The following is a 26,575-nucleotide window of genomic DNA, read 5'->3' on the forward strand; positions in this document are numbered from 1 at the left end:
AACGAGGGTTATCGTCAATGTACTGAGGGGTAGGCCGCTCGGTCACCCGTCGGAACGTGTGACGGCGCGCACGTTGCGTGACCACATACCGGTGCGGTGCACTGTGTCCATGGCTACTGGGCTGACCCGCATCGACCACATCGGCATCGCCTGCTTCGACCTGGACGCGACCGTCGAGTTCTACCGTGCCACCTACGGCTTCGAAGTGGCGCACAGCGAGGTGAACGAGGAGCAGGGCGTACGCGAGGCCATGCTCAGGATCAACGGCACCTCCGACGGGGGCGCCAGCTACCTCCAGCTCCTGGAGCCCACCCGGGAGGACTCCGCGGTCGGCAAGTGGCTGGCCAAGAACGGCGAGGGCGTGCACCACATCGCCTTCGGCACCGCGGACGTGGACGCCGACTCCGCCGCGATCCGCGACAAGGGCGTACGGGTGCTCTACGACGAGCCGCGCAGGGGCTCGATGGACTCCCGGATCACGTTCCTGCACCCCAAGGACTGCCACGGCGTACTGACCGAGCTGGTCACCTCGGCGGAAAAGACCACGGCAGAGACAGCGAAGGGCTCCCGGGACCACTGACCCAACCCCCGTCCTGCCCGGTAGAGTGACCGGGCCGACCGGGGTGGGCACGCGGGTACGCTCGCGCTCCGCGACGTTGATCTGACACCATTCTTCGTAGAGCTCTGTCTTCAAACGGAGTGACGAGGAATCTCACCCGGTTGGCGGGTGAGTACGCCAGGAGACCGATGGGACCGCGGAGTGCGGGGCAACGACAGCTACCAGGCTGACGACCACCTCTCTCAGCTCGAAGCCGAGATGGAGCGGCTTCGTACCGAGCGGGGCAAGGCCGTCGACCACGCCGACGACCTCGGATACCAGGTCGAGGTGCTGCGCGCCAAGCTGCACGAGGCGCGCCGCAATCTGGCGTCCCGCCCTGCCTACGACAACATCGGCCACCAGGCCGACCAGCTCCTGCGCAACGCCCAGATCCAGGCCGACCAGCTCCGCGCCGACGCCGAGCGCGAGCTGCGCGACGCCCGCGCCCAGACCCAGCGGCTGCTCCAGGAGCAGGCCGAGCACCAGGCCCGCTTCGAGGCGGAGTGGCACGCCGAGGCCATCGCCCGGCGGCGGCAGCTCGACGAGGAGCTGGGCGAGCGCCGCGCGACCGTAGAGACGCACGTCAACGAGAACGTGGCGTGGGCCGAGCAGCTGCGGGCCCGCAGCGAGTCGCAGGCCCGCCGCCTGCTGGACGAGACCCGCGCCGAGTCCGAGGCCGCGCTGGCCGCCGCCCGCGCCGAGGCCACCCGGGTCGCCGAGCAGACCCGCGAGCGGCTGACCTCGGAGGCGCAGGCCGCGCGCAACGAGGCGGAGCAGCTGCTGCGCCGGGCCCGCACCGACGCCGAGCGGCTGCTGACCGCCGCCTCGACGCAGGCGCAGGAGGCCACCAGCGAGGCCGAGCAGCTGCGCACCTCCACCCGCAGCGAGTCCGACGAGGCCAGAAGCCGGGCGATCGAGCTGTCCCGGCTGGCCGAGGAGCGGCTGCGGGAGGCCGACGAGGCGCTGCGCACCGCCCGCGCGGAGGCCGAGCGGCTGCGCGAGGAGGCCACGGCCGGCGCCGCCAAGCGCCTGGCGGCCACCGAGACGGAGAACGAGCAGCGCACCCGTACGGCAAGGGCCGAGATCGCCCGCATGGTCGGCGAGGCCACCAAGCAGGTGGACAGCGCCAAGGCCGAGGCCGAGCAGACCGTCGCCGACGCCCGCGCCGAGGCCGAGCGCATCCGTACCGAGGCGCAGGAGACCGCCCGCGCCGCCGCGTCCGAGGACGCCGCCGCCCAGCTGGCGCAGGCCGCCAGGTCGGCCGAGGAGATCCTGACCAAGGCGTCGGAGGACGCCCGCTCCACCACGAAGTCGGCGGGCGAGGAGGCCGAGCGGATCCGGCGCGAGGCCGAGGCGGAGGCCGAGCGGCTGCGCAGCGAGGCCGAGGCGTCCGCGCAGGAGCTGCGCGGCGCCGCCCAGGACGACACCGAGGAGTACCGGGCCAGGACCGTCGAGCTCCAGGAGGAGGCCAGGCGGCTGCGCGGCGAGGCCGAGCAGCTGCGGGCCGACGCGGTCGCCGAGGGCGAGCGGATCCGCGGTGAGGCCCGCAGGGAGGCCGTCCAGCAGATCGAGGAGGCCGCGAGCCGCGCCGAGGAGCTGCTGGCCAAGGCGAAGGCCGACGGCGACGAGCTGCGGCAGGGCGCGGCCGCCGAGGCCGACCGGATGCGGACCGAGTCCGTCGAGCGGGCCTCCGCGCTGAACACCAAGGCCGAGGAGGCCCTCCAGCACGCCCGCGCCGAGGCCGAGGAGCTCCGCCAGGAGGCGGAGCGGCAGGCCGCGACGGTCAAGGAGGAGGCCGAGCAGGCCGCCGAGCGGCAGCGCACGGAGGGCGAGACGCTCGTCGCCCGGATGCGCGAGGAGGCCGAGACCGACCTGGTACGGCTCCGCGAGGAGGCCGAGGCCCGGCTCGCCGCCGCCGAGCAGTCGCTGCGCGACGCGGACACCGAGGCGGAGCGGCTGCGCCGGGAGGCCGCCGAGGAGGCCGAGCGGCTGCGCCAGGAGACCGCCGAGCGGGTCCGCACCCTCCAGGAGCAGGCCGAGGCCGAGGCGGTACGGCTGCGGGACGAGGCCGCGGCGGACGCGGCGCAGACCCGCGCGGAGGGCGAGAGCGTCGCCGTACGGCTCCAGGCGGAGGCGGCGGCGGAGGCCGAGCAGCGGCGCGCGGAGGCCAAGGAGCACGCGGACCGGGTCCGCGCGGAGGCCGCCGCGGCGGCCGAGCGGCTCGGTACGGAGGCCGCGGAGGCGCTGGCCGCCGCGCAGGAGGAGGCGGCCAGGCGCCGCCGCGAGGCCGAGGAGCTGCTGGGCGCCGCCCGCGGCGAGGCCGAGCAGGAGCGCGCGCAGGCCCGCCGCGAGAGCGAGGAGTTGCTGGCCGCCGCCCGCAAGCGCGTCGAGGACGCGGCGGCGGAGGCCGACCGGCTGGGCGCGGAGGCCGACCAGCGGGCCGCGGAGGCGGTCGCGGCGGCCGAGGCCACCGCGCAGCAGGTCCGCGACTCGGTCGCGCATCTGCACCAGGAGGCCGAGGAGGAGATCGCCGGGCTCCGCTCGGCGGCCGAGCACGCGGCCCAGCGGGTGCGCGGCGAGGCCCAGGGCGAGGCGGACCGGCTGCGCGCGGACGCCAACTCCGAGCGGGAGCGGGCGTCGGAGGACTCGGCGCGGATCCGCCGGGAGAGCCAGGAAGAGGCCGACGCGGCACGGCAGTTGGCCGACCGTACGGTCACCGAGGCGATCGAGGAGTCCGACCGGCTGCGCGCCGAGGCCCGCGACGACGCCAACCGGATGCGTACCGACGCGGCGGGCCAGGCCGACCAGTTGGTCACCAAGGCCCGCGAGGAGGCCGAACGGCTCGGTATCCTCGCCAAGGACGCGCTGGACACCGCGGAGCGCGAGGCCGAGGAGGCGCGGACGCATTCGCAGCGCGTCCTCGACGAGGCGCGCGAGGCGGCCAACAAGCGCCGCAGCGAGGCCGCGGAGCAGGCGGACGAGTTGATCGGCAAGGCGCAGGCGGAGGCCCGCAGGACCGCGGCGACGGCCGAGGAGCAGGCCGACGCGATGGTCGGCGCGGCCCGCGGCGAGGCCGAGCGGCTGGTCAACGAGGCGACGGCGGAGGGCAACGGCCTGGTCGAGCGGGCGCGGACCGACGCGGACACCATGCTCGGCGAGGCCAGGCACGACGCGACGGCCATAAGGGAACGTACCGAGGAGCTGCGCCAGCGCGTGGAGTCCGAGGTCGAGGAGCTGCACGACCGGGCCCGCAAGGAGGCCGCGGAGGCGATGAAGACCGTCGGCGAGCGGGTCGACAAGCTGGTCACCGCCGCCACCGAGCAGCTCGCCGAGGCGGAGCAGAAGGCCGCCGAGATCAAGTCCACGGCCACCTCCGAGGCGAGCAAGGTCCGTATCGCCGCGGTGAAGAAGGTCGAGGGCCTCCTGAAGGAGGCCGAGCAGAAGAAGGCCGAGGCCGAGCGCGAGGCCGAGCGGGTCAAGGGGGAGGCCCGCAGCGAAGCCGATCGCATCGTGACCGAGGGCAGACGAGAGCTGGAGATCCTCGTGCGCCGCAGAGAAGACATCAACGCGGAGATCTCTCGCGTCCAGGACGTGCTGGAGGCGCTGGAGTCGTTCGAGGCACCCGGTGGCGGTGTCACCGCTGGTGCGGGCGCGGGAACCACTCGTTCGAGTGGCAAGCGCATCGACGATGCTCCACTCGATTGAGCGGACATTCTCCATACCTAATAGGCAATGGCTCGGTGACACGCCGCCTGGGCCCCTAGGATTCCCCCTATCACCTCAACCGGTCTGAATCGACAGGATCCCCATGAGCGACACTTCCTCCCCCTTCGGCTTCGAGCTCGTTCGGCGCGGATACGACCGCGGACAGGTGGACGACCGCATCACGAAGCTCGTCGCCGACCGTGACAGCGCACTGACGAGGATCACCGCGCTGGAGAAGCGCATCGAGGAGTTGCACCTCGAAACCCAGAACGCCCAGGCCCAGGTCAATGACTCGGAGCCGTCGTACGCGGGTCTCGGTGCCCGTGTCGAGAAGATCCTGCGCCTCGCCGAGGAGGAGGCGAAGGACCTGCGCGAGGAGGCCCGCCGCGCCGCCGAGCAGCACCGCGAGCTGGCCGAGTCGGCCGCCAACCAGGTGCGCAACGACGCGGAGGCGTTCGCCGCCGACCGCAAGTCGAAGGCCGAGGACGAGGGCGTCCGTATCGTCGACAAGGCGAAGGGCGACGCTTCGCAGCTCCGCGCCGACGCCACGAAGGACGCGCAGAACAAGCGCGAGGAGGCGGACGCCCTCTTCGAGGAGACCCGCGCCAAGGCCGCCCAGGCCGCCGCGGACTTCGAGACGAACCTGGCCAAGCGCCGCGAGCAGTCCGAGCGTGACCTGGCGGGCCGTCAGGCCAAGGCCGAGAAGCGCCTGGCGGAGATCGAGCACCGCGCCGAGCAGCTCCGCCTGGAGGCGGAGAAGCTGCGCACCGACGCCGAGCGTCGCGCGCGTCAGACGGTGGAGACCGCTCAGCGTCAGTCCGAGGACATCGTCGCGGACGCGAACGCGAAGGCCGACCGGATCCGCAGCGAGTCCGAGCGCGAGCTGGCGGCGCTCACCAACCGCCGCGACAGCATCAACGCTCAGCTCACCAACGTCCGCGAGATGCTGGCGACGCTGACCGGTGCCGCGGTCGCCGCGGCCGGTGCTCCGGCCGACGACGAGCCGATCTCGCGTGGCGTCCCGGCGCAGCAGTCCCGCTGATCTCCCGATCGGAAGCTCGGGCCCGGTCAGGAGCCGCGGCCGAAGGAAGGGCCAAAGCGTCTGAACACGGGCTGAAGCCTCTGAACACGGGCTGAACGTTCGCCGACGGGTCGCCCGACACCCCCGCCCATCCCGGGCGGGGGTTTCGGTTTACTCCGGGGCGGTTGCTAGCCTCGCCACCATGATTGAGTTGCAGGGGCTCACCAAGCGGTACGGGGACAAGACCGCCGTCGACAATCTGACCTTCACCGTGCGCCCCGGCGTGGTGACCGGCTTCCTCGGGCCCAACGGCGCGGGCAAGTCCACGACGATGCGCATGATGCTCGGGCTGGACAACCCGACCTCGGGCAACGTACGCATCGACGGTCAGCACTACGCGCAGCTCAGCGAGCCGCTGAAGTACATCGGCGCACTGCTGGACGCCAAGGCCATCCACGGCGGGCGGACGGCGTACAACCATCTGCTGTGCCTGGCGCAGTCCAACCGCATTCCGCGGCACCGGGTGGACGAGGTGCTGGAGACGGTCGGTCTGACGGCCGTGGCGAAGAAACGTTCCAAGGGCTTCTCGCTGGGCATGGGCCAGCGGCTCGGCATCGCGGGCGCGCTGCTCGGCGACCCCGAGATCCTGATGTTCGACGAGCCGGTCAACGGTCTCGACCCCGAGGGCATCCACTGGATCCGCAACCTCATGAAGGGGCTGGCCGCGCAGGGCCGTACGGTCTTCGTCTCCAGTCACCTGATGAGCGAGATGGCGCTGACCGCCGAGCATCTGATCGTGATCGGCCGCGGCCGGCTGATGGCCGACACCTCGATGGCCGACTTCATCGAGAAGAACTCCCGCTCCTACGTGCGGATTCGCACCCCCCAGCCGGAGCGGCTGAAGGACGTGCTGGCCACGGCGGGGTTCACCCCGGTGACCACGAGCGACGGCACGTTCGAGATCCAGGACGGCGACACGGCGCAGCTCGGCGAGCTGGCCGCGCAGCATCAGGTGGTGCTGCACGAACTCAGCCCGCAGCGGGCATCGTTGGAGGAAGCGTTCATGCAGCTCACCGCGGACTCGGTGGAGTACCACGCGGGCGGTGTGCTCGCGCCGCCGCCCGGTCCGGGTGGTGCCGCGCCGCAACCCGGCGCCCCCGCCCCGCAGTGGGGTGCGGACTGGCGCAACTCCGGCTCCGGGAAGGGGAACTGACATGGCGTCTCCTACCGCCGTCCTCCAGTCGGAGTGGACGAAGATCAAGTCGGTACGTTCCACGGTCTGGACGCTGGCGCTCGCCTTCATCGTCACCGTGGGTCTGGGCGCGCTGATCTGTCTGGTGGTCAACAACACCTTCCACGACAGGTCCGCCACGGACAGGGCGACCTTCGACGCCACGAACACCAGCTTCTTCGGCATGTCGCTCGGCCAGTTGGCACTGATCGTCTTCGGTGTGCTGGTGATCTCCAGCGAGTACAGCACCGGCATGATCCGCACCTCGCTTGCGGCCGTCCCGCAGCGCGGGATGTTCTACTTCTGCAAGGTCGCCATCGCGGGCCTGCTGGGCCTGGTGGTCGGCATGGCCACCAGCTTCGTCGCGTTCTTCCTCGGCCAGGCGCTGCTCGGCTCGCACAAGACGTCGATCAGCGACTCGGGGGTGCTGCGGGCCGTCTTCGGCGCGGGGCTCTACATGACGCTGATGGTGCTGCTGTGCGTCGGCGCCGCCGCGATGATGCGCAGCCCGATGCTGGGTCTCGGCATCCTGATGCCGTTCTTCTTCCTGGTCTCGCCGATCCTGTCGGCGGTGCCGAAGGTGAAGACGTTCGCCAGGTACCTCCCCGACCAGGCGGGCCAGAAGATCATGCAGGTGGTGCCGGATTCGGGCGACCACACCGCGTACGGCCCCTGGGGCGGTATCGGCATCATGGCGATCTGGGTGATCGTGGCGCTGGTCGGCGGTTACGTGGTGCTGGCCAAGCGCGACGCCTGACGCGGTAAGGGGCCGTCTTCCGGGCGGCCCCGCACGTCGGCCGAGTCCCGATTGTCGCGATGGGGGCAACTCCCGGGTGCAACTCCGGGGGACTGTGGGGGGAACCAACCCCCACCGGCTACGCTTCCTCCCTCACGGGGGCGAGTCGCCTCCGTTGCAGCGAGGGGCGGAGCATGATCCAGGCAGTCGGCCTGACCAAGCAGTACGGCGCGAAAACAGCCGTGTACAACCTGTCGTTCCAGGTACGGCCTGGCACCGTCACCGGATTCCTCGGCCCGAACGGCTCGGGCAAGTCCACGACGATGCGGATGATCCTGGGCCTGGACGAGCCGACCTCCGGCCAAGTGACCATCGGCGGAGTGCCGTACCGGCGGCTGCCGAACGCGCCGCGCAAGGTGGGCGCGCTGCTGGACGCCAAGGCGGTGCACGGGGGCCGCAGCGCCCGCCAGCACCTGCTCTGCGTGGCGCAGCTCTCCGGCATCCCGGCCCGCAGGGTCGACGAGGTGCTGGGCGTCGTCGGCCTCCAGGACGTGGCCTCCCGCCGCTCGAAGGGCTTCTCGCTGGGCATGGGCCAGCGGCTCGGCATCGCGGGCGCGCTGCTCGGCGACCCGGAGGTGCTGCTCTTCGACGAGCCGGTCAACGGCCTCGACCCCGAGGGCATCCACTGGGTGCGCAATCTGATGCGCAAGCTGGCGAGCGAGGGCCGTACGGTCTTCGTCTCCAGCCACCTGATGAGCGAGATGGCGCTGACCGCCGACCACCTCATCGTCATCGGCCGCGGCCAACTGCTCGCCGACATGAGCGTCAAGGACTTCATCGCGCACCACTCGACCGGCTACGCGCTGGTCCGCACGCCCGCCGAGGGCGGTGAGCGGGAGAAGTTCAGCAAGGCGCTCACCGAGGCGGGCGCCGCCGTACAGCCGGAGCAGGACGGCGCGCTGCGCGTCACCGGCCTCGAACTGCCCAGGATCAGCGACATCGCGTACGACGCCGAGGTCCGGATCTGGGAACTGTCGCCGCACCAGGCGTCGTTGGAGGAGGCGTACATGCGCCTGACCAGCGGCGCGGTCGACTACCGCTCGACGCAGGACCCGCGCCAGGGCCTCCAGCACGCGGCGCCGTACGCCGTCCAGGGCCCCGGCGGCTACGCACCGCCGCCGGGAGCGCAGGGCTGGCAGCAGCCGTACGGGCAGCAACAGCCGTACGGGCAGCCGGGTTACGGGCAGCAGCAGCCCGGCTGGGGGTACCAGCAGCAGCCGGTGGCCGCGCCCGTACCGCAGCAGTCGTACGCTCACCAGCCGCCGCCGGCCGCTCCCGCCGCTCCCGCGCCTCAGCCCGCCGCTCCCGCCGCTCCCGCGCCTCAGCCCGCCGCACCCGCCGCTCCCGCGCCTCAGCCCGCCGCACCGCCCGCACCCGCCGCCCTGAACATGGACAAGTCCGACAGCGAGGACGCCCGATGACCGCCCCGGCCCAGTTCCCGGCCTCCGCCCCCCACGGCGGCTACCAGCAACAGCAGCCGCCGCAGCCGCAGTTCGCCTCGCAGTTGCCGGTCGCGCAGACCACCCTCGGGCAGGCGGTGCGCTCGGAGTGGACGAAGATCCGCACGGTGCGCTCCACGGTGTGGACGCTCGGCGTGATGCTCGTCCTGGTCATCGGCATCAATCTGCTGGTGGTCGTGCCGATCGACCACAGCAACGACACCAGCGTGCCGGTGCTCGCGCCCGGCCTGTTCGGCCTGATCCTGGGCCAGTTGGCGATCATCACGCTGGGCGTGCTGGTGATCACCTCCGAGTACGGCACCGGCATGATCCGCACCACCCTGACCGCGTGCCCGCGGCGCTCGCGGGTCCTGACGGCGAAGGCGATCGTCTTCTTCCTGCTGTCCTTCGTGACCACCACGGTCGCCTGCACGATGACCGCGCTCATCAGTTGGAGCGTGATGTCCGGCAAGCGGGTCTCCGGATACGACCTGGAGGACCCGCACCCGGGCGTCGTCATCAAGGACGGCGTGACCGCCGCGAGCGGCACCGAATGGCTGGGCGCGACCGTCGGCGTCGGCCTCTACGTGGCGCTGCTCGGCCTGCTGGCGCTCGCCGTCGGCACGCTGCTGCGGCACTCGGCCGGGGCGATCACCACCATGCTGGGCGTCGTCCTGCTGCCGCTGCTGATCGCGATCTTCCTGCCGTCCAGCCTGGACGGGGCCCGCGACAAGCTGGTGCGGTTCTCCGCGCCCAACTCGCTGGCCTCGCTGTACCACTTCCCGATGATCGGCGAGGGCGACCAGAACGGCCTGCCCCAGCTCATCACGCTGGCCTGCGTCACGGCGGTGCTGCTGGGAGCGGCGTACGCGACCCTCAACAGCAGGGACGTCTGAGCGTCAGGGGCGTCTGAACACCGGCGCCGCCCGAGGCGTATCGGACCGCTCAGCCGCTTCAGCCGCCGCCGGACGTGGCCCCGGTTCAGTGCCGGGGGGCGTTACGGGACCGCTGCACCTTGCTGGTGCGGCGGTCCCTCGCGTTCCAGCACGCCCGGTGCCAGTGCCGCCGGTCGTCCACTCCCCCGTACTCCCGCCAGGCCACCACGTGCCCGACGCCGGGCGGGATCTCCTGGTCGCAGCCGGGGCAGCGGTAGTGCTTGCCGGAGGCGCTGCCCGCGACCGGGCGCACCACCCACTCCTCGCCCTGCCACTCCACGGTGCTGCCGGCGCCGAACCCCGACTCCTGCTGCTCCGTACGGTCGGCGGGGCGGCCTCCGCCGGGCGGGCGGTTTCGACGCGGCGACACGGGACACCTCGCGCTCTGCTGGGCTTCGCGGACTCTCCGTCAAGGGTACGCGGCCGGTCGGTCCATACCGGAACACCCGCCTCGCGCACACCAGAACGGCTCATCTCCGATATGACTGCCGAAAATCATGAAAACGTCCCAGAAAGCCGTGCCTTTGGCACGTGCCAAGCGTTACCAAGGGAGGAGGGATGAGCAATGCGAGTTGGGACTTTCGTCATAGCGGCCCAGTTCCCCGGCCAGGGCCAGGGAGAGGCGCTGCACCGGGCGATATCCTCGGCCGAGGCCGCTGACGCCGCGGGACTTGACACGGTATGGCTGGCAGAGCACCACTTCGTCCCGTACGGCGTGTGCCCGTCGGCCGTCACCCTCGCCGGGCTGGTGCTCGGGCGTACGCGGCGGATCGGCGTGGGCACCGCGGTGAGCGTGCTGCCGACCGCGCATCCGGTGGCGCTGGGCGAACAGGCCGCGCTGCTGCACCTGGCGTCCGGCGGACGCTTCACCCTCGGGGTCGGCCGCGGCGGCCCGTGGGTGGACCTGGAGGTCTTCGGCACCGGACTGGCCGCCTTCGAGGCCGGTTTCCCCGAATCGCTCGACCTGCTGCTGCGCTGGCTGCGCGAGCCCGCGGTCGGCGCGGACGGTCCGCGCTACGCCTTCCGCGAGGTGTCCGTCGTACCGCGCCCCGACGAGCTGTACGACCCGGCGGCCGAGCCGGTGGCGGGCTCGGGGCCGCCCGTCGTGGTCGCCTGCACCTCCCCCGCCACCGTCCGGCTGGCCGCGGAGCGCGGGCTGCCGATGCTGCTGGGGATGCACTGCGGGGACGAGGAGAAGGCCGCGATGGTGGGGGTCTGGCGGGAGACGGCGCTGGCCGCCGGGCACTGCCCCGACGCCGTGTCGGCCGCCGGTCATGTCTCGGCGGGCGTGGCCCAGGTCGGGGACACCAGGTCGGACGCGGTGGAGACGCTGCTCAAGTCGATGCCCGGCTGGCTCCAGCGCGGGCTCGGCGCCCACCGCACGGTGGACGGCAGCGCGCGGGCCATGCGCGACCCGCACGCCTACACCGAACTGCTCTGTGATCTGCACCCGGTGGGTCCGCCGCGGCTGTGTGCCGACCGCCTCGCGGCGACCGCGGAACGGACCGGTATCACCCGGTTCGCCCTCCTGGTGGAGGGCTCGGGGGACCTCACCGCCACCTTGGACAATGTGGCCAGGCTGGGCGCCGACGTGCTCCCGGAACTGGCCTGATTACGCGGGCGGGTCCGGTTGCGGGAGCGGGCCGCATTGTGCCGACGCCCAGTGCGCGCTAGGGCCGTGACCGGCGGTGTTCGCCGGGCGGGGCGTTACGTCAGCAGTCCCTGAACTCCGGTGACTGGTTGAGCACTTGGGACCTGACGGAAGTGAACTTGCCGTAGCTCTCGGCGATCCCGGGGTCCACCGTGTCCAATGGGAAGACCGCCACGCGGTGGCAGTTCTGGAAGGCGAGCCGCACCCCGAAGTGCCGCTGTAGGGCCCCTCGTATCGCGTCGCTGGCCAGTGCACGGAGCAACTGGCCGCGTTCCTTCTCGCTCGGCGGCGGCACCTGGTTGTCGGCGAAGGCTCCGCCGTCGACCTTGAGCTGTGCCACCAACGAGCTGATCATCTCCCACGCGTAAGGGAGGGACGTCCTGACGCAGTCGACGAATTCCTGTTCGTCGACCTCGCCTCGCTCGGCCTGTTCGAGGAGGGCCGGTGAGACGTCGAGCGACATGGGTACTCCTCTCGTGACCCCGTGATCACACGGAGCCAGACGGACGGGTTGCCAGCGGCCGGACCAGCGTTCCCGCACGTCCGGCCTCCGCTTCAACCGTAGGGTCGTTGGTCCGACCGCACCAGGAGGTAGCACACTTAACCGGCCAAGTTTCCGCAGTCGTCCGGAGTCGTACGCACAGGGGCGGACGGGACGTGCGGGGGCGAAAGGTGCGGCGGTGAATCACACGGGGCCGAATCGCGTACGGGGCGGCGCGTCCAGTAGCGTTGCGCACCATGCGTCTCGTCATCGCCCGCTGCTCCGTCGACTACGCGGGCCGGCTCTCCGCCCACCTGCCCTCCGCCACCCGGCTGCTGCTCATCAAGGCGGACGGCAGTCTGTCGGTGCACGCCGACGACCGGGCCTACAAGCCGCTCAACTGGATGTCCCCGCCCTGCACGCTCAAAGAGGGCGACGACGGCGTCTGGACGGTCGTCAACAAGGCCGGTGAGCAGCTCATCATCACCATCGAGGAGGTCCTGCACGACTCCTCGCACGAACTCGGTGTCGACCCCGGCCTGATCAAGGACGGTGTCGAGGCGCACCTCCAGGAGCTGCTGGCCGACCGGATGGAAGTCCTCGGCGAGGGCTGGACCCTGATCCGCCGCGAATACCCCACCGCCATCGGCCCGGTGGACATCCTGTGCCGCGACGCGTCGGGCGCCACCGTCGCCGTCGAGCTGAAGCGGCGCGGCGACATCGACGGTGTCGAGCAGCTCACCCGTTACCTCGAACTCCTCAACCGCGACCCCCATCTCGCCCCGGTCCGCGGGGTGTTCGCCGCCCAGGAGATCAAGCCCCAGGCCCGCGTGCTGGCCACGGACCGCGGCATCGGCTGTGTCGTCCTGGACTACGACGGCATGCGCGGCATCTCCGACGACAAGCTGCGGCTGTTCTAGCCCGCCGCGCTGACCCGCCCCCTTTGACCCGCCGCGCTAGTCCGCGGCTTCGAGGGAGTCGAGCCGGCGCGGGAGGCGGGCGCCGGCCCGGGCGGGGGTCAGTCGAGGCAGAATTCGTTGCCCTCCGGGTCGGCCATCACGATGTGGCCCGGACTGAGGAGGGCGGGCTCGTGGCGGGCGAGGCGGGTGGCACCGAGGGCGACGAGGCGGTCGGCCTCCTTCTCGTGGGCCGCCATCCGCTCGTCGCCCTCCAGGCCGGGGGCGGCGCGGACGTCGAGGTGGACGCGGTTCTTGGCCTGCTTCCCCTCGGGGACGCGCTGGAAGAAGAGCCGGGGCCTGACGCCCGAGGGGTCGACGGCGGCGGAGCGTTCGTTGCGCAGCTCGGGCGGTACACCCATCGACTCCAGGGCCTCGTCCCAGGACGAGAAGCCCTCGGGCGGGTCCTGGAGCCGGTAGCCGAGGGCCTCGGCCCAGAAGACGGCCAGCGCGTTCGGGTCGGCGCAGTCGAAGGTGATCTGGATGTCGCGGACTTCCTGGTGCTCGTTCATGATCCCAGCGTGGCGCATATAGCGGACAGATACGTTCCGTGATGGCCGGGCGGTGTGGAACGATCACCCGATGACCGTAGAAGCGACGACCGAACGGGTGCTGCGGCTGCTGTCGCTCCTCCAGCACCGCTCGTCCTGGACGGCCGGTGAACTCGCCGCCGAGCTGGGCGTCACCGACCGCTCGGTGCGCCGCGACGTGGAGCGGCTGCGCGCGGTCGGCTACCCCGTGCACGCGGTCCCGGGCGTCGGCGGCGGCTACCGGCTCGGCGCGGGCACCCGGCTGCCGCCGCTGCTGCTGGACGACGACGAGGCCATCGCGACGGCGGTCTCGCTGCGGCTGGCGTCGGGCGGCACGGTCGCGGGCGCGAGCGAGGCGGCGCTGCGGGCCCTCGCCAAGCTCGACCAGGTGATGCCGCCCCGGCTGCGCGCCGAGGTGCGGGCCGTCCAGGGCGCCACCGACACCCTGGTGGGCCCCACCGACGAAGTCGACCCGGACCTGCTGATGACCTTCGCGCGGGCCTGCCGGGACACCGTACGCGTACGGTTCGCGTACAGGGGCCGGGACGGCGGCACGGCGCGCGAGCGTACGGTCGAGCCGGTGCGGATGGTCACCACGGGACGCCGCTGGTACCTGATGGCCTGGGACGTCGACCGCGACGACTGGCGCACCTTCCGGCTCGACCGGATGCGCGACGCGCAGACGACCACCTGGCGCTTCCGGCCCCGCGAGCACCCCGACCCGGTCGCCTACGTGCGGCGCTCCGTGACCGAGTCCCCGTACGCGCACCTGGCCCGCGTCCGGCTGCGCGCCAGGACGGAGCTCGTGAGCGACATGGTGCCGCCGCAGGTCGGACGCGTCGAGGACGACGAGCGCGACGGCTGGTGCGTCCTCGTCATCGGCGCGGATTCCCTGGAGGTGACCGCCGCCCGCGTGGCCGCGCTGGGCTTCGAGGCCGAGGTGCTCGAACCGCCGGAGCTGCGCGAGGCCGCCGCCCGCCTGGCCCGCCGCCTCGCCGCCATGGCGGAGGGCGGCTGACCTCAGCCGGTCGGCGCGACGGTGTCCGTCGGTGCGGGGCCGGTGGCTCCGGGGCCGGTGGTTCCGGCTTCCGTCGTCGGCGGGGTGAAGGTGCCGGTCCTGGTGGGGGCGGCGCCGGAGGGGGTGAGGTTCGGCGGAGAGGAGACGTCGGCCGAGGTGGGGTCGATGGGCGGAGTCGTCGTGTCCGTCGGCGCTGGAGTCGTCGTAGGCGGCGGCGTCGTCGGAGTTGTCGGCGGCGTCGAGGGTGTCGTCGGCTTTGTCGTACGCGTCGGCGGCCTCGACGTCTGCGTGTTGCGCGGCGGCGTCGGCGTATCGCCCGGTGCCGACGTCAGGCCGCCGTCAGGGGGCGTGAACGGGGCTCCGGGGGCCGTTGTCGGGCCGCCCGTCGTCCCGGCCGGTGTCGACGGCGTCGGGGACGTGGCGGAGGCGGACGGCGAGGCGGCCGTGGGGCCGTCCGTCGAGGGATCGTCCGTCGGGGCGTCGGCCGAGGGGTCGTCCTGCTGGGCGGACTCGACCGGCTGGACCTGGTTGGGCTTGGGGCCGTCGCCCGAGGTGGCGCCCATGGTGACGATGGTGGCGAGGGCCGCCGCGAGCGCGACGCCGGTGCCGACCACCACCAGATTGCGGCGTCGGCGGTGCGTGGCGGGGCGCCCGGCCTCGCCCTGCGGTGCCGGGGCGCCGCTCTTGTTGATCACCGTCAGCGGCGTCGTGGCCGCCGTGATCGCGAGCGGCGCCGTACCGCCGGAGCCGCCCGGCGGGAGTTCGAGCAGCGCGGGCAGGTTCGGGAGGCCGCCGCCGTCACGGTCGTTGACCAGCGCGAGCGTACGGCGGCCGACGACGGTGCCCTGCCGGTCGGCGAGGGCCCCGCGCAGGGCGATGGACGCCTCCAGTTCGGCGCGGGCGCGGTCGGTGTTGCCGGTGCACAGCGCGAGGACGCCCAGCTCGTGGTGGAAGTACGCCTCTTCGGCGACCTCGCCCGACAGCCGTGCGGCTTCCTGGCCGATCCGCAGTGCCCGCTCCCAGGCGCCCCAGTGCAGCGCGGCGGCGAAGGCGGGCGCGACGGTGCGGGCGAGCAGGACGGCCGCGCTGGGGTTGCCGCCGTCGCGGCAGGCGGACATCGCGGCGAGGATCGCCTCGGACTCGGCGGCGGCGCGCTCGGGGCCGACCGAGGGGTGCCCGGTCCACCAGGCGTAGTGCAGGGCCGCGGTGTGCGACTGGACCGCGCTCAGCTCTCCGTCGGCGGTGAGCCGCGGCGCGAGCTGCTGGACGACTCCGGCGGCGAGGCGGAAGTGCGCGGAGACCGGTACGGCCAGGCCGACCGCGGTGAGTTCGCCGAGGGCCGCGTCGCCGTGGGTGTCACCGACGAGGGCGGGCAGGTGCGAGGGGTGCGGGCACTCGCCGTCGAGTGCCACGGCGAAGGCGAGGGCTTCGCGGGCCGATTCGCTCAGCCTGCTGGCGAGCAGTTCCGCGGGTGCCGCGCTCTCGGCGAGCGACGGCAGCGGCAGGTCGACGGGCGGGCCGGTGTATCCGGCGGGGCCGGGCTTGGGGGCGGACCCCGGTATCTCCGGTGTCGCGGGGGTCGCCGCGGTGTCCGGGCCGGCGGTGAGCGCGTCCGCGGGGTCCTCGGCGCCGTGCCCGGTGGGTGCGTCGGGACCCTGGAGTATGTCGAAGCCGGTGAGGTCGGGTATGGGCGGCGTTCCGGCGCCCTGCGGGCCGGTCGGCGAGCCGTTCTCCCACACCGAGTCGTCCCAGTCGGGCTCGGGCGGCTGGCGCAGCGCGTCCCGCTGCCGCAGCAGCGCGCCGGCCTGCACGAAGCGCAGCGGCAGGCCCTCGGACTCGAACCACAGGTCGGCCGCCCACGCGGTCTCGTCCTCGCCGAGGGGCCGCCCGGTGACGAATTGCAGCAGGTCGACGCAGGCGACGCGGGTCAGGCCCGACAGGAAGACCTCTTCGATCATCGAGTCGGCGGACGGTGTGGTGACGTCGGGCGTCGCGGACATCAGGAAGGCGCACTCGGGGGCCGCGGAGAGCAGTTCCTCCAGCCCCGCGCCGCCGAATTCCAGGTCGTCGATGACGACGACGGCGCCGGTGTCGCGCAGCAGGCCCGGCAGGTCCGCGCGGTCGGGGCGGTGGCCGTCGGTGGCGTAGACGGTGGCGAAGAGTTCCTGGAGCACGTCGGCGGGGGTGCGGCGGTAGCCGGACAGCCAGAGCACGCCGTCGGGGGCGAGGTCGGCGCAGGCGTTGGCGACGGATTCCAGCAGCGCGGTGCGGCCCGCGCCGGACGGTCCGGTGACCCGTACGGAACGGCCTCTGGCCAGCAGCCGGATCAGCCGCTCGCGCTCCTCGTCGCGCTCCAGCAGCGGCAGTTCGGGGGCGGGCGGTCCCGGCGGCGGCGAGGGGCGGCCCGCGGCCAGGTGCGCGACGCGCTCCTCGGGGGTGCGGCGCAGCGGCAGCGGGCGCTCGGCGGGCGGGCAGAGGGTGACCTCGGTGCCGTCGATCGGGTTGACGGTCAGCAGGTAGTCGGAGGTGGTGACGCGCAGCACGCGGGCGTTGCCGCCGCTGGAGGCGCCGCCGAGTTCCGGGGTGAGCGGGTCGCGGGAGGCGCGGGGGCCGCGCAGCGCCAGGGTGCTGTCCGTGAGGGCGGGCAGGGACCCCGTGGCGGGGCCGTGGCCATTGCCGTGGCCGTGGTCGGCGGGGGCACTGAAATCGGAGCCGGAGCCCGCGGCGAAGTCGGAGCCGAAGCCGGTTCCCGGGCCGGGCGTGGGGGCCGGGCCGAAGTCGGCGGCGAAGTCCGCGCCGTGCCCGAATTCGACGCCCTGGCCGAAGTCGGGGCCGGTGGCGGGGCGCGCGTCGGCGTCGGCGACCGTCAGGTCGTCGACGTCCGGTATCGGGCGTTCGCCCGACTCGCCGGTGCGGTGGTCCATCTCGTACGCCCCCCAGGTGCGTGACGTGCGGGGGCCCGATCGGGCCGCCCTGTGTCCGCTGCCGGACCCGGCCCGATTCCCCTTTTCTGGCGTACGGGGTGGCACGCCTGCTGGCAATCTGCGGCAAACTCTAAAGGCTGCCACAGTATTCATGAAGTGCCGGGGCCACGGTGCCGCCCTTACGTCACCTTTCGGCCTCGATCGCGAGGATTCGGTGCAGCCGGGTGGCGACCAGCAGGCGCTGCATTCGCGGCGGGACCCCGCGCAGCACGAGCCTCCGGTTGGCGCGGCCCGCTCTGCGGTGGGCGCCCATGATCACGCCGAGACCGGTGGCGTCCCACGAGTCCAGCTCCGTGAGATCGAGCACCAGGTCCCCGCGGCCGGAGTCGACGGCGGTGTGCAGGGCCGAACGGGCGTCCGCCGCGCTCCGGACGTCGAGGCGGCCCCCGACGACCAGCTCGGCGTGGTCGCCCTTGATGTGCATAGTCGCTCCCCGAGGAGTGCCGGCTCGTGGGCCCGGCTCGTGGCATGGCCGCCGCGGGACGGCGACGGCACGGATCATCCGTATGTCTTCACACAACTGACGGTCCGTCGTATGGAGAAGTTGCCGTCTGTGAGCGAACCGATACCGAATTCACTCCTGGGGGTGACGTTGTTTAGTACGCGTGCCCAGGATGCGCGTTCCGTACGGTGCCCCGGTGCGGGTGGAAACTCAGTACGAGTAGAAGCCCTTGCCGCTCTTGCGGCCGAGGTCGCCCGCGTCGACCATGCGGCGCATGATCTCCGGCGGCGCGAACTTCTCGTCCTGCGACTCGGTGTAGATGTTGCCCGCGGCGTGCAGCAGGATGTCCACGCCGGTGAGGTCGGCGGTGGCGAGCGGGCCCATCGCGTGGCCGAAGCCGAGCTTGCAGGCGATGTCGATGTCCTCGGCGGAGGCGACGCCCGACTCGTAGAGCTTGACGGCCTCGACGACCAGGGCCGAGATCAGCCGGGTGGTGACGAAGCCCGCCACGTCGCGGTTGACGACGACGCAGGTCTTGCCGATCTCCTCGGCGAAGGCGCGGGCGCGCTCCAGCGTGGCGTCGCTGGTCTTGTAGCCGCGGACGAGTTCGCAGAGCTGCATCAGCGGGACCGGCGAGAAGAAGTGGGTGCCGACGACGCGTTCGGGGTTGCGGGTGACGGCGGCGATCTTGGTGATCGGGATCGCGGAGGTGTTGGAGGCGAGGACCGCGTCGTCGCGCACGATCGTGTCGAGGGCGCGGAAGATCTCCTGCTTGACCTCGATCCGCTCGAAGACGGCCTCCACGACGATGTCCGCGTCCGCGGCGGCGTCGAGGTCGGTGGTCGCGGTGATCCTGGCCAGCGCCGCCTCGGCGTCCGCCGCGTCCAGCTTGCCCTTGGAGACGAACTTCTCGTACGAGGCGCGGATGCCGTCGGTGCCGCGCTTGAGCGCCGCGTCGGTGACGTCCCGCAGGACCACGTCGTACCCCGCCTGGGCCGACACCTGCGCGATACCGGAGCCCATCAGTCCCGCTCCGACGACGGCGAGCTTCTTCGCCACGGCACACACCTCTCCATTGGGGCCGAGCCATTGCGGCCGACTGGCCGAATTCGCTGATCTCGCCGGACCTTAACGCCCGTTCACCTCCGCGCGCAGCAGGAAGTAAGCGGTGTCACCGTGTGTCCTTCGTCGCACTGGGCGTCAACCGGCCGTCGGACGGGGGCGGGAGACGGCCCGTCGGGCGGGCACGCTCTACGCTCGACCGTATGGTCAACCTCACCCGCATCTACACCCGTACCGGCGACGACGGCACCACGGCGCTCGGCGACATGAGCCGGACCGCGAAGACCGACAGCCGGATCGCCGCCTACGCCGACGCCAACGAGGCCAACGCCGCGCTCGGTGTGGCGCTCGCGCTCGGCGCGCTGCCCGAGGAGGTCGCCACCGTCCTGGTGCGCGTGCAGAACGACCTCTTCGACGTCGGCGCCGACCTCGCCACTCCGGTGGTCCCCGACCCGGAGTACCCGCCGCTGCGGGTCGAGCAGACCTATGTCGACCGGCTGGAGGAGGAGTGCGACCGCTTCCTCGCCGATCTGGAGAAGCTCCGCAGCTTCATCCTCCCCGGCGGCACGCCCGGCGCGGCCCTGCTCCACCAGGCGTGCACCATCGTCCGCCGCGCCGAACGCTCCACCTGGGCCGCTCTGGAGGACCACGCGGACACGATGAACCCGCTCACCGCGACCTACCTGAACCGGCTCTCCGACCTGCTGTTCATCCTCGCCCGCACCGCCAACAAGTCCCGCGGGGACGTCCTGTGGATCCCCGGCGAGAACCGCTGACACCAGGGGTCGACATGGTCCAGACCTCTTGACCGGTGGTCCAGACCTTTCTAGGCTCCGGCTGACCCATACGGCCGGGGGTCGACACCGCCGCCCGTCGGCCTCCGGTCCTCACCGGGCGCGCCCGGGAATCCGCCCGCGAATCCGCCCGGCCGAAACCCGCGCCGAGCGACGCACCGGCCCTGAAACGCGCGAAGCCGCGCCTCCCAGAGGCACGGCAAGGAACAGGTGCTACGCCACGTTGACCCGCTGGCCGGGCGGCGCCGCTTCGAGCCAGGCGAGGAAACCCGTCAGGGCGTCGTCGCTCATCGCCAGCTCCAGCCGGGTGCCCTGATGCTCGCAGGAGAGCACCACCGCGTCCGACAGCAGGGCCAGCTCCTCCGAGCCCTGCGGGTCCCGGCGCCCCAGTACCTCGATCGCCGGACGCAGCAGCACCCGCCGCGGGCGGGGCGCGTACGAGAAGACCCGGAACCACTCCACCCGGTCACCGCTGTAGCGCGCGACTCCGTACACCCAGCCCTTGCCGCCGCCGCCGGCCGGCTCCGCGTCCTGCTCGGGAGCGGGGCGCAGGCTGCAGTCGAAAGTGCCGCCTGGCCGTTGGATCAGCCGGCGGCGCAGTCCGAAGACGAAGAGTCCGAGCAGCGCGGCGGCGATCACCGCGCCACCCACCTCAAAGGAGAGGATCACGTCCACCGACCTCCTCGCCTAGAAATGGGTTACTGCCCTTGCTGTACCGGAGCCGCGGACCGCCCCAGGAGGGCAGTCCGCGGCACCGTGGTCGTTCGGTCACGCCTGGTACGTCTGCTGATGCGGTTGTGGTGGTGCGGTTGCCCGGTCAGCCGGTCGCGCCGACCCGCGGACCGTCCTGCGGACCGGTCAGTGCGCTCCCGCGGCGGCGGCCAGCCGGACCTCGGCGCGGCGCTCGGCCGCGGCGTCGGTCTCCGACTTCGACCGCTCAAGAGCACGCTCGGCGCGCGCCACATCGATCTCGTCCGCCAGCTCCGCGATCTCCGCGAGAATCGAGAGCTTGTCGTCGGAGAAGGAGATGAAGCCACCGTGCACGGCGGCCACGACAGTGCCGCCGTCAGAGGTGCGCACCGTCACCGGGCCGGACTGGAGCACCCCGAGGAGCGGCTCGTGTCCCGGCATGATGCCGATGTCACCCGACGTGGTACGGGCGATGACCATGGTGGCCTCGCCGGACCAGACACTACGGTCCGCGGCGACCAGCTCGACGTGAAGATCGGCCAAGACGGCTCCTCGGGTTGGCACCCACCGTCCTCAGTGGATGCGTAAGACACAGAATAAGGGGTGCGAGAGGGGGCGGGCGCCCCGGGGCTTCGCCACGGGACTCACCGCCCCCCTTTTACGCTGTCGCGCGCGCTCCTACCGACGCGGACGCGCGGCCTGCGCGAGGCTCCCGCGTCAGTTGACGCCGAGCTTCGCCGCGTTGGCCTTGAGGTCGTCCAGGCCACCGCACATGAAGAACGCCTGCTCCGGGAAGTGGTCGTACTCACCGTCGGCGATGGCGTTGAACGCGGAGATCGACTCGTCCAGCGACACGTCGGAGCCGTCGACACCGGTGAACTGCTTCGCCGCGTGGGTGTTCTGCGACAAGAAGCGCTCGATCCGGCGGGCGCGGAAGACGGTGAGCTTGTCCTCTTCGCCCAGCTCGTCGATGCCGAGGATGGAGATGATGTCCTGGAGGTCCTTGTACTTCTGCAGGATTCCCTTGACGCGCATGGCGCAGTCGTAGTGGTCCTGCGCGATGTAGCGCGGGTCCAGGATGCGGGACGTGGAGTCCAGCGGGTCCACCGCGGGGTAGATGCCCTTCTCCGAGATCGGCCGCGAAAGCACGGTCGTCGCGTCGAGGTGGGCGAAGGTGGTCGCCGGGGCCGGGTCGGTCAGGTCGTCCGCGGGGACGTAGATCGCCTGCATCGAGGTGATCGAGTGACCACGCGTCGAGGTGATCCGCTCCTGGAGCTGACCCATCTCGTCGGCCAGGTTCGGCTGGTAACCCACCGCGGACGGCATACGGCCGAGCAGCGTGGAGACCTCGGAACCGGCCTGCGTGAAGCGGAAGATGTTGTCGATGAAGAACAGCACGTCCTGCTTGGCCACGTCACGGAAGTACTCCGCCATGGTCAGACCGGCCAGCGCCACGCGCAGACGGGTGCCCGGGGGCTCGTCCATCTGACCGAAGACCAGCGCGGTCTGCGGCAGCACGCCCGACTCGGCCATTTCCGCGATGAGGTCGTTGCCCTCACGGGTGCGCTCGCCGACACCGGCGAACACCGAGACGCCCTCGTGCAGCTTGGCCACACGCATGATCATTTCCTGGATGAGCACGGTCTTGCCGACACCGGCGCCGCCGAACAGACCGATCTTGCCGCCCTTGACGTACGGGGTCAGCAGGTCGACGACCTTCAGGCCGGTCTCGAACATCTCGGTCTTCGACTCGAGGTCGTCGAACTTCGGCGCCTTGCGGTGGATCGCCCAGCGGTCGGTGACCTCGGACTCGGCCTCCGGCTCGTTCAGGATCTGGCCCAGGGTGTTGAACACCCGGCCCTTGGTGACGTCGCCGACGGGCACCGTGATGCCGTCGCCGGTGTCGGTCACCGGGGCCTGGCGGACCAGGCCGTCGGTGGGCTGCATCGAGATGGCGCGGACCAGGCCGTCGCCGAGGTGCTGCGCCACCTCCAGCGTCAGCGTCTTCGTGCCGGACTCGGCGCCCGTGTCGGCCACGTCGACGTGCAGCGCGTTGTAGATCTCCGGCATCGCGTCGACGGGGAACTCCACGTCGACGACCGGGCCGATGACCCGCGCGACGCGGCCGGTGGCCGTAGCGGTTTCAACAGTGGTGGTCATAGTGGTTAGTCACTCCCCGCGTTCGCGTCGGCCAGCGCACTGGAGCCGCCGACGATCTCGCTGATTTCCTGGGTGATGTCGGCCTGTCGGGCCGCATTGGCAAGCCGCGTGAGCGACTTGATGAGGTCTTCCGCGTTGTCGGTCGCGGACTTCATCGCACGGCGGCGGGCCGCGTGCTCCGAAGCCGCCGCCTGGAGCAGCGCGTTGAAGATGCGGCTCTCGACGTAGCGAGGCAGCAGCGCGTCCAGCACACCCTCGGCGGAAGGCTCGAACTCGTAGAGCGGCAGGATCTCGCCCTTGGCGGCCCGCTCCTCGGCACCGGCGGCGGCCGTCTCGTCCAGCGAGAGCGGCAGCAGCCTGGCGTCGACCGGGGACTGCGTCATCATCGACACGAACTCCGTGAAGACGATGTGCAGTTCGTCCACGCCACCGTCGGCCGTGTCCTTGAGCACCGACTCGATCAGCGGCGCCGCGACCTTCTTGGCGTCGCCGTAGCCGGGGCTGTCGGAGAAGCCGGTCCAGGACTCGGCGACCGTCCGCTCGCGGAAGCTGTAGTACGCCACGGCCTTGCGGCCGATGAGGTACGAGTCGACTTCCTTGCCCTCCGCGCGCAGCCGCTCGATGAGCCGGTCGGCCGCCTTGATCGCGTTGGACGAGTAACCGCCCGCCAGACCGCGGTCGCTCGTGACGAGCAGGACCGCGGCGCGGGTCGGGTTCTCGGCCTCGGTGGTCAGCGGGTGCTTGGTGTTGGAGCCGGTCGCCACCGCCGTGACCGCACGGGTCAGTTCATCGGCGTACGGGGACGAGGCCGCCACCTGGCGCTGCGCCTTGACGATGCGCGAGGCGGCGATCATCTCCATCGCCTTGGTGATCTTCTTCGTGGCGGTGACGGACTTGATCCGGCGCTTGTAAACCCGAATCTGTGCGCCCATGCGATCAGCCCTCGACCAGCAGCGCGCCCGAGGACGTCTCGAACTGCTTCTTGAAGGCGGCGACCGCGTCGGTGAGCACCTCGACGGTCTCGTCCGGCAGCTTGCCGGTCTCGACGATCGCGGTGAGCAGCGACTTGTGCTCGCGGTGCAGGTAGTCGAGCAGCTCGCGCTCGAAGCGGCGGACGTCCTCGACCGGTACGTCGTCCAGCTTGCCGGTGGTGCCGGCCCAGATGGAGACGACCTGGTCCTCGATCGCGTACGGCGCGTACTGGCCCTGCTTGAGCAGCTCGACCATCCGCTGGCCGCGCTCGAGCTGGGCCTTGGACGCCGCGTCCAGGTCGGAACCGAAGGCGGCGAACGCCTCCAGCTCGCGGAACTGGGCCAGGTCCACGCGCAGCCGTCCGGCCACGCCCTTCATGGCCTTGATCTGCGCGGAGCCGCCGACGCGGGAGACCGAGATACCGACGTTCAGCGCGGGGCGCTGACCGGCGTTGAACAGGTCCGACTCCAGGAAGCACTGGCCGTCGGTGATGGAGATGACGTTGGTCGGGATGAACGCCGACACGTCGTTCGCCTTGGTCTCGACGATCGGCAGACCGGTCATCGAACCGGCGCCCAGCTCGTCGGAGAGCTTGGCGCAGCGCTCCAGCAGGCGGGAGTGCAGGTAGAAGACGTCGCCCGGGTAGGCCTCGCGGCCCGGCGGACGGCGCAGCAGCAGGGAGACCGCGCGGTAGGCGTCGGCCTGCTTGCTCAGGTCGTCGAAGACGATCAGTACGTGCTTGCCCTGGTACATCCAGTGCTGGCCGATGGCAGAACCGGTGTACGGGGCGAGGTACTTGAAGCCGGCCGGGTCGGACGCCGGGGCGGCGACGATCGTCGTGTACTCCAGCGCGCCGGCCTCCTCCAGCGAGGCGCGCACGCCCGCGATGGTGGAGCCCTTCTGGCCGATGGCGACGTAGATGCAGCGGACCTGCTTCTTCGGGTCGCCGGAACGCCAGTTGTCGCGCTGGTTGATGATCGTGTCGATCGCCAGGGCGGTCTTGCCGGTCTGCCGGTCGCCGATGATGAGCTGGCGCTGGCCGCGGCCGATCGGGGTCATCGCGTCCACGGCCTTGAGGCCGGTCTGCATCGGCTCGTGCACCGACTTGCGCTGCATGACCGTGGGGGCCTGCAGTTCAAGGGCGCGGCGGCCGTCGGTCTCGATCTCGCCGAGGCCGTCGATCGGGGTGCCGAGCGGGTCCACGACCCGGCCCAGGTAGCCCTCGCCGACCGCGACGGAGAGCACCTCGCCGGTGCGCTGCACCGGCTGGCCCTCCTCGATTCCGTTGAACTCGCCGAGGACGATCGCGCCGATCTCGCGCTCTTCCAGGTTGAGGGCGAGACCGAGGGTGCCGTCCTCGAACTTCAGCAGCTCGTTCGCCATGGCCGAGGGCAGACCCTCGACCTTCGCGATGCCGTCTCCGGCAACGCTGACCGTGCCGACCTCCTCGCGCGAGGCGGCGTCCGGCTTGTACGACTGGACAAAGGTCTCCAGCGCGTCCCGGATCTCCTCCGGCCGGATCGTGAGCTCCGCCATCTGGGTTCCCTGCTCTCCTTGTTGGGCCCGAAAGTCTTCTTGGGGGTTTCTGGGGTCAACCCCCAGAAAGGCTCTGTTAGGCTCCGTCGGCCCAACTCGGGCCGCTCGTACTGCGTCGTCGTGCTTCGTACTGCGTTCTGCGTGGCTGGTGCCGCGCGGTCCTGGTGGAGCGACCGGCTGTCAGCCCGCCATCCGCCGGGCCGCCTCGTCGAGACGGTCGGAGATGGCTCCGTTGATGACCTCGTCACCGACCTGCACCCGGACTCCGCCGAGGACCGTGGGGTCCACGTCCAGGTTCAGATGGACCTGGCGGCCGTAGATCCGGGCCAGCGCGGCGCCGAGGCGCTGCTTCTGCTGGTCACTGAGCGGAGTCGCCGACACCACTTCCGCGACCATCCGGTCACGGCGGGCCGCGGCCAGCTTGGACAGGGATTCGATCCCCGACTCCAGGCTACGTCCCCGCGGCGTGGTGACCAGCCGGACGACCAGCCGTTCGGTGACCGGATTGGCCCGCCCGCCGAGCAGCGTGTGCAGCAGTGCGGCCTTGGCCGGAGCGCCGACGACGCGGTCGGTGAGAGCGGAGCGCAGTTCGGTGCTGCCGGAGACGATCCGGCCGAAGCGGAACAGCTCGTCCTCGACGTCGTCGAGGTGACCGGCCCGCTGGGCGGTGGCGAGGTCGGCGCTCGACGCCAGCTCCTCGACCGAGTCGACCAGGTCGCGCGAGCGCGACCAGCGGGACCTGACCATGCCGGTGAGCAGGTCGAGGCTTTCGCCGCCGATCTGGCCGCCGAGGAGCTGCCGCGCCAGCGACGCCTTGGCCTCGCCGGACTTCGCCGGGTCGGTCAGGGCGCGACGGAGCGTGCCCTCGCGGTCCAGCAGCCCGGTGACGGCGGCCAGGTCCTCGGCGAGCTTGGCCACGTCGACGGACTGGACGTCCGTCAGCGCGTCGAGCCGTTCGCGGGCCGCGCCCAGCGCGTCGCGGCTCGCGCCGTTCATCGCGCCGCCTCGGCCGTCGCGGAACCGGCGGCGGGAGCCGCGTTGTCCAGGCCGTCGAGGAAGCGGTCGATGGTGCGGCTCTGCCGGGCGGAGTCCTCCAGGGACTCACCGACGAGCTTGCCCGCCAGTTCGGTGGCGAGCTTGCCGACGTCCTGGCGCAGCGCGGCGGCGGCGGCCTTGCGGTCGGCCTCGATCTGCGCGTGACCCGCGGCCACGATCTCCTCGCGCTGGCGCTGGCCTTCGGCCCGCATCTCCGCGATCAGCGCGGCGCCCTGCTCCTGCGCCTCCTGGCGCAGTCGCGCGGCCTCGTGCCGGGCCTCGGAGAGCTGCTCGCGGTACTGCTCCAGCGTCTGCTGGGCCTCGGCCTGGGTGGCCTCGGCCTTCTCCATGCCACCTTCGATGGCCTCACGGCGCTCGTCCAGAACCTTGTTGATGTTCGGGAGGAGCTTCTTGGCGAGGAAGAAGAAGACGATGGCGAAGGCGATCAGGCCGATGATGAGCTCGGGGATCGGCGGGATGAGCGGGTTCTCCGCTGTCGCCAGCGGTACCTGGGCGATCACATCAGTGCCTTCCGTCTA

Annotated in this window: 24 protein-coding genes; 11 read left to right on the top strand and 13 right to left on the bottom strand. The window is 71.8% G+C overall.

Annotation, left to right across the window (positions count from 1 at the left end; genetic code table 11):
* Positions 1–109: 109 nt before the first annotated feature.
* The 7 genes from mce to ACZ4EF_RS26685 all read left to right on the top strand — a co-directional run bounded on the left by mce (position 110) and on the right by ACZ4EF_RS26685 (position 9,686).
* Positions 110–580, top strand: a complete 471-nt coding sequence (gene mce, locus ACZ4EF_RS26655; RefSeq protein WP_355349668.1) for a methylmalonyl-CoA epimerase — start codon at positions 110–112, stop codon at positions 578–580.
* Between the two features lie 180 nt (positions 581–760).
* Entirely contained in the window at positions 761–4,303 is a 3,543-nt protein-coding gene (gene scy, locus ACZ4EF_RS26660) for a polarized growth protein Scy (RefSeq protein ID WP_467349075.1), read from the top strand.
* A 103-nt stretch (positions 4,304–4,406) separates the two neighbouring features.
* Entirely contained in the window at positions 4,407–5,345 is a 939-nt protein-coding gene (locus ACZ4EF_RS26665; protein ID WP_188281921.1) for a coiled-coil domain-containing protein, read from the top strand.
* Positions 5,346–5,526: 181 nt separating this feature from the next.
* The gene (locus tag ACZ4EF_RS26670) at positions 5,527–6,537 is read left to right on the top strand and encodes an ABC transporter ATP-binding protein (RefSeq protein ID WP_355344135.1); all 1,011 of its coding nucleotides are present in this window, start codon (positions 5,527–5,529) and stop codon (positions 6,535–6,537) included.
* Position 6,538: 1 nt separating this feature from the next.
* A complete protein-coding gene (locus ACZ4EF_RS26675) occupies positions 6,539–7,312 on the top strand; it encodes an ABC transporter permease (protein ID WP_355344138.1) in 774 nt (257 codons plus the stop codon).
* Positions 7,313–7,485: 173 nt separating this feature from the next.
* Entirely contained in the window at positions 7,486–8,772 is a 1,287-nt protein-coding gene (locus tag ACZ4EF_RS26680) for an ABC transporter ATP-binding protein (RefSeq protein ID WP_467506600.1), read from the top strand.
* On the top strand, positions 8,769–9,686 hold the full coding sequence (locus ACZ4EF_RS26685) for an ABC transporter permease (RefSeq protein WP_391044602.1): 918 nt from the start codon (positions 8,769–8,771) through the stop codon (positions 9,684–9,686). The genes ACZ4EF_RS26680 and ACZ4EF_RS26685 overlap by 4 nt, the downstream gene beginning before the upstream one ends.
* 85 nt (positions 9,687–9,771) lie before the next feature.
* Here the strand turns inward: ACZ4EF_RS26685 and ACZ4EF_RS26690 are convergent, their stop codons facing one another.
* Entirely contained in the window at positions 9,772–10,095 is a 324-nt protein-coding gene (locus tag ACZ4EF_RS26690; protein ID WP_355344147.1) for an ATP/GTP-binding protein, read from the bottom strand.
* Positions 10,096–10,290: 195 nt separating this feature from the next.
* Here ACZ4EF_RS26690 and ACZ4EF_RS26695 point away from each other — a divergent pair, with 195 nt between their 5' ends.
* A complete protein-coding gene (locus tag ACZ4EF_RS26695; protein ID WP_467506601.1) occupies positions 10,291–11,337 on the top strand; it encodes an LLM class flavin-dependent oxidoreductase in 1,047 nt (348 codons plus the stop codon).
* Positions 11,338–11,437: 100 nt separating this feature from the next.
* Here the strand turns inward: ACZ4EF_RS26695 and ACZ4EF_RS26700 are convergent, their stop codons facing one another.
* Complete coding sequence (locus ACZ4EF_RS26700) at positions 11,438–11,839, bottom strand: SCO5389 family protein (RefSeq protein ID WP_188281928.1); 402 nt, start codon at positions 11,837–11,839, stop codon at positions 11,438–11,440.
* Between the two features lie 275 nt (positions 11,840–12,114).
* On the opposite strand from ACZ4EF_RS26700, the gene nucS reads away from it, so the two are divergent.
* The gene (nucS, locus tag ACZ4EF_RS26705) at positions 12,115–12,777 is read left to right on the top strand and encodes an endonuclease NucS (protein ID WP_355344154.1); all 663 of its coding nucleotides are present in this window, start codon (positions 12,115–12,117) and stop codon (positions 12,775–12,777) included.
* Positions 12,778–12,875: 98 nt separating this feature from the next.
* On the opposite strand, the gene ACZ4EF_RS26710 is transcribed toward nucS, so the two are convergent.
* Complete coding sequence (locus ACZ4EF_RS26710; protein WP_467506602.1) at positions 12,876–13,325, bottom strand: VOC family protein; 450 nt, start codon at positions 13,323–13,325, stop codon at positions 12,876–12,878.
* Positions 13,326–13,395: 70 nt separating this feature from the next.
* Between ACZ4EF_RS26710 and ACZ4EF_RS26715 the strand changes: the two genes are divergently transcribed.
* Entirely contained in the window at positions 13,396–14,361 is a 966-nt protein-coding gene (locus ACZ4EF_RS26715) for a helix-turn-helix transcriptional regulator (protein ID WP_467506603.1), read from the top strand.
* Between the two features lie 2 nt (positions 14,362–14,363).
* On the opposite strand, the gene ACZ4EF_RS26720 is transcribed toward ACZ4EF_RS26715, so the two are convergent.
* The 3 genes from ACZ4EF_RS26720 to ACZ4EF_RS26730 all read right to left on the bottom strand — a co-directional run bounded on the left by ACZ4EF_RS26720 (position 14,364) and on the right by ACZ4EF_RS26730 (position 18,846).
* Positions 14,364–17,285, bottom strand: coding sequence for an ATP-binding protein (locus ACZ4EF_RS26720; RefSeq protein WP_467506604.1), 2,922 nt, complete (start codon positions 17,283–17,285; stop codon positions 14,364–14,366).
* Positions 17,286–17,469: 184 nt separating this feature from the next.
* A complete protein-coding gene (locus tag ACZ4EF_RS26725) occupies positions 17,470–17,769 on the bottom strand; it encodes an STAS domain-containing protein (RefSeq protein ID WP_188281939.1) in 300 nt (99 codons plus the stop codon).
* Between the two features lie 228 nt (positions 17,770–17,997).
* Positions 17,998–18,846: a 3-hydroxyacyl-CoA dehydrogenase family protein gene (locus tag ACZ4EF_RS26730; protein WP_355344167.1), complete on the bottom strand. Its 849-nt coding sequence runs from the start codon at positions 18,844–18,846 to the stop codon at positions 17,998–18,000.
* 206 nt (positions 18,847–19,052) lie between these two features.
* On the opposite strand from ACZ4EF_RS26730, the gene ACZ4EF_RS26735 reads away from it, so the two are divergent.
* Positions 19,053–19,625, top strand: coding sequence for a cob(I)yrinic acid a,c-diamide adenosyltransferase (locus tag ACZ4EF_RS26735; protein WP_355344170.1), 573 nt, complete (start codon positions 19,053–19,055; stop codon positions 19,623–19,625).
* 231 nt (positions 19,626–19,856) lie between these two features.
* Here the strand turns inward: ACZ4EF_RS26735 and ACZ4EF_RS26740 are convergent, their stop codons facing one another.
* From ACZ4EF_RS26740 to ACZ4EF_RS26770, 7 genes are all read right to left on the bottom strand, one after another.
* The gene (locus tag ACZ4EF_RS26740) at positions 19,857–20,312 is read right to left on the bottom strand and encodes a DUF2550 domain-containing protein (RefSeq protein ID WP_391044592.1); all 456 of its coding nucleotides are present in this window, start codon (positions 20,310–20,312) and stop codon (positions 19,857–19,859) included.
* Between the two features lie 189 nt (positions 20,313–20,501).
* Complete coding sequence (locus tag ACZ4EF_RS26745) at positions 20,502–20,876, bottom strand: F0F1 ATP synthase subunit epsilon (RefSeq protein WP_355344176.1); 375 nt, start codon at positions 20,874–20,876, stop codon at positions 20,502–20,504.
* Positions 20,877–21,050: 174 nt separating this feature from the next.
* Complete coding sequence (gene atpD, locus ACZ4EF_RS26750) at positions 21,051–22,493, bottom strand: F0F1 ATP synthase subunit beta (RefSeq protein WP_355344179.1); 1,443 nt, start codon at positions 22,491–22,493, stop codon at positions 21,051–21,053.
* 5 nt (positions 22,494–22,498) lie between these two features.
* On the bottom strand, positions 22,499–23,425 hold the full coding sequence (locus ACZ4EF_RS26755) for a F0F1 ATP synthase subunit gamma (protein ID WP_355344182.1): 927 nt from the start codon (positions 23,423–23,425) through the stop codon (positions 22,499–22,501).
* A gap of 4 nt (positions 23,426–23,429) precedes the next feature.
* Positions 23,430–25,001: a F0F1 ATP synthase subunit alpha gene (gene atpA / locus ACZ4EF_RS26760; protein ID WP_467506605.1), complete on the bottom strand. Its 1,572-nt coding sequence runs from the start codon at positions 24,999–25,001 to the stop codon at positions 23,430–23,432.
* Positions 25,002–25,181: 180 nt separating this feature from the next.
* A complete protein-coding gene (locus ACZ4EF_RS26765) occupies positions 25,182–25,997 on the bottom strand; it encodes a F0F1 ATP synthase subunit delta (RefSeq protein ID WP_355344188.1) in 816 nt (271 codons plus the stop codon).
* Positions 25,994–26,557 (bottom strand): F0F1 ATP synthase subunit B, encoded by a 564-nt coding sequence (locus ACZ4EF_RS26770; protein WP_188281951.1) that lies wholly within the window; start codon positions 26,555–26,557, stop codon positions 25,994–25,996. Before ACZ4EF_RS26770 ends, ACZ4EF_RS26765 begins: the two co-directional genes overlap by 4 nt.
* Positions 26,558–26,575 lie beyond the last annotated feature (18 nt).

Source organism: Streptomyces sp. NPDC025721 (genome assembly GCF_055558595.1).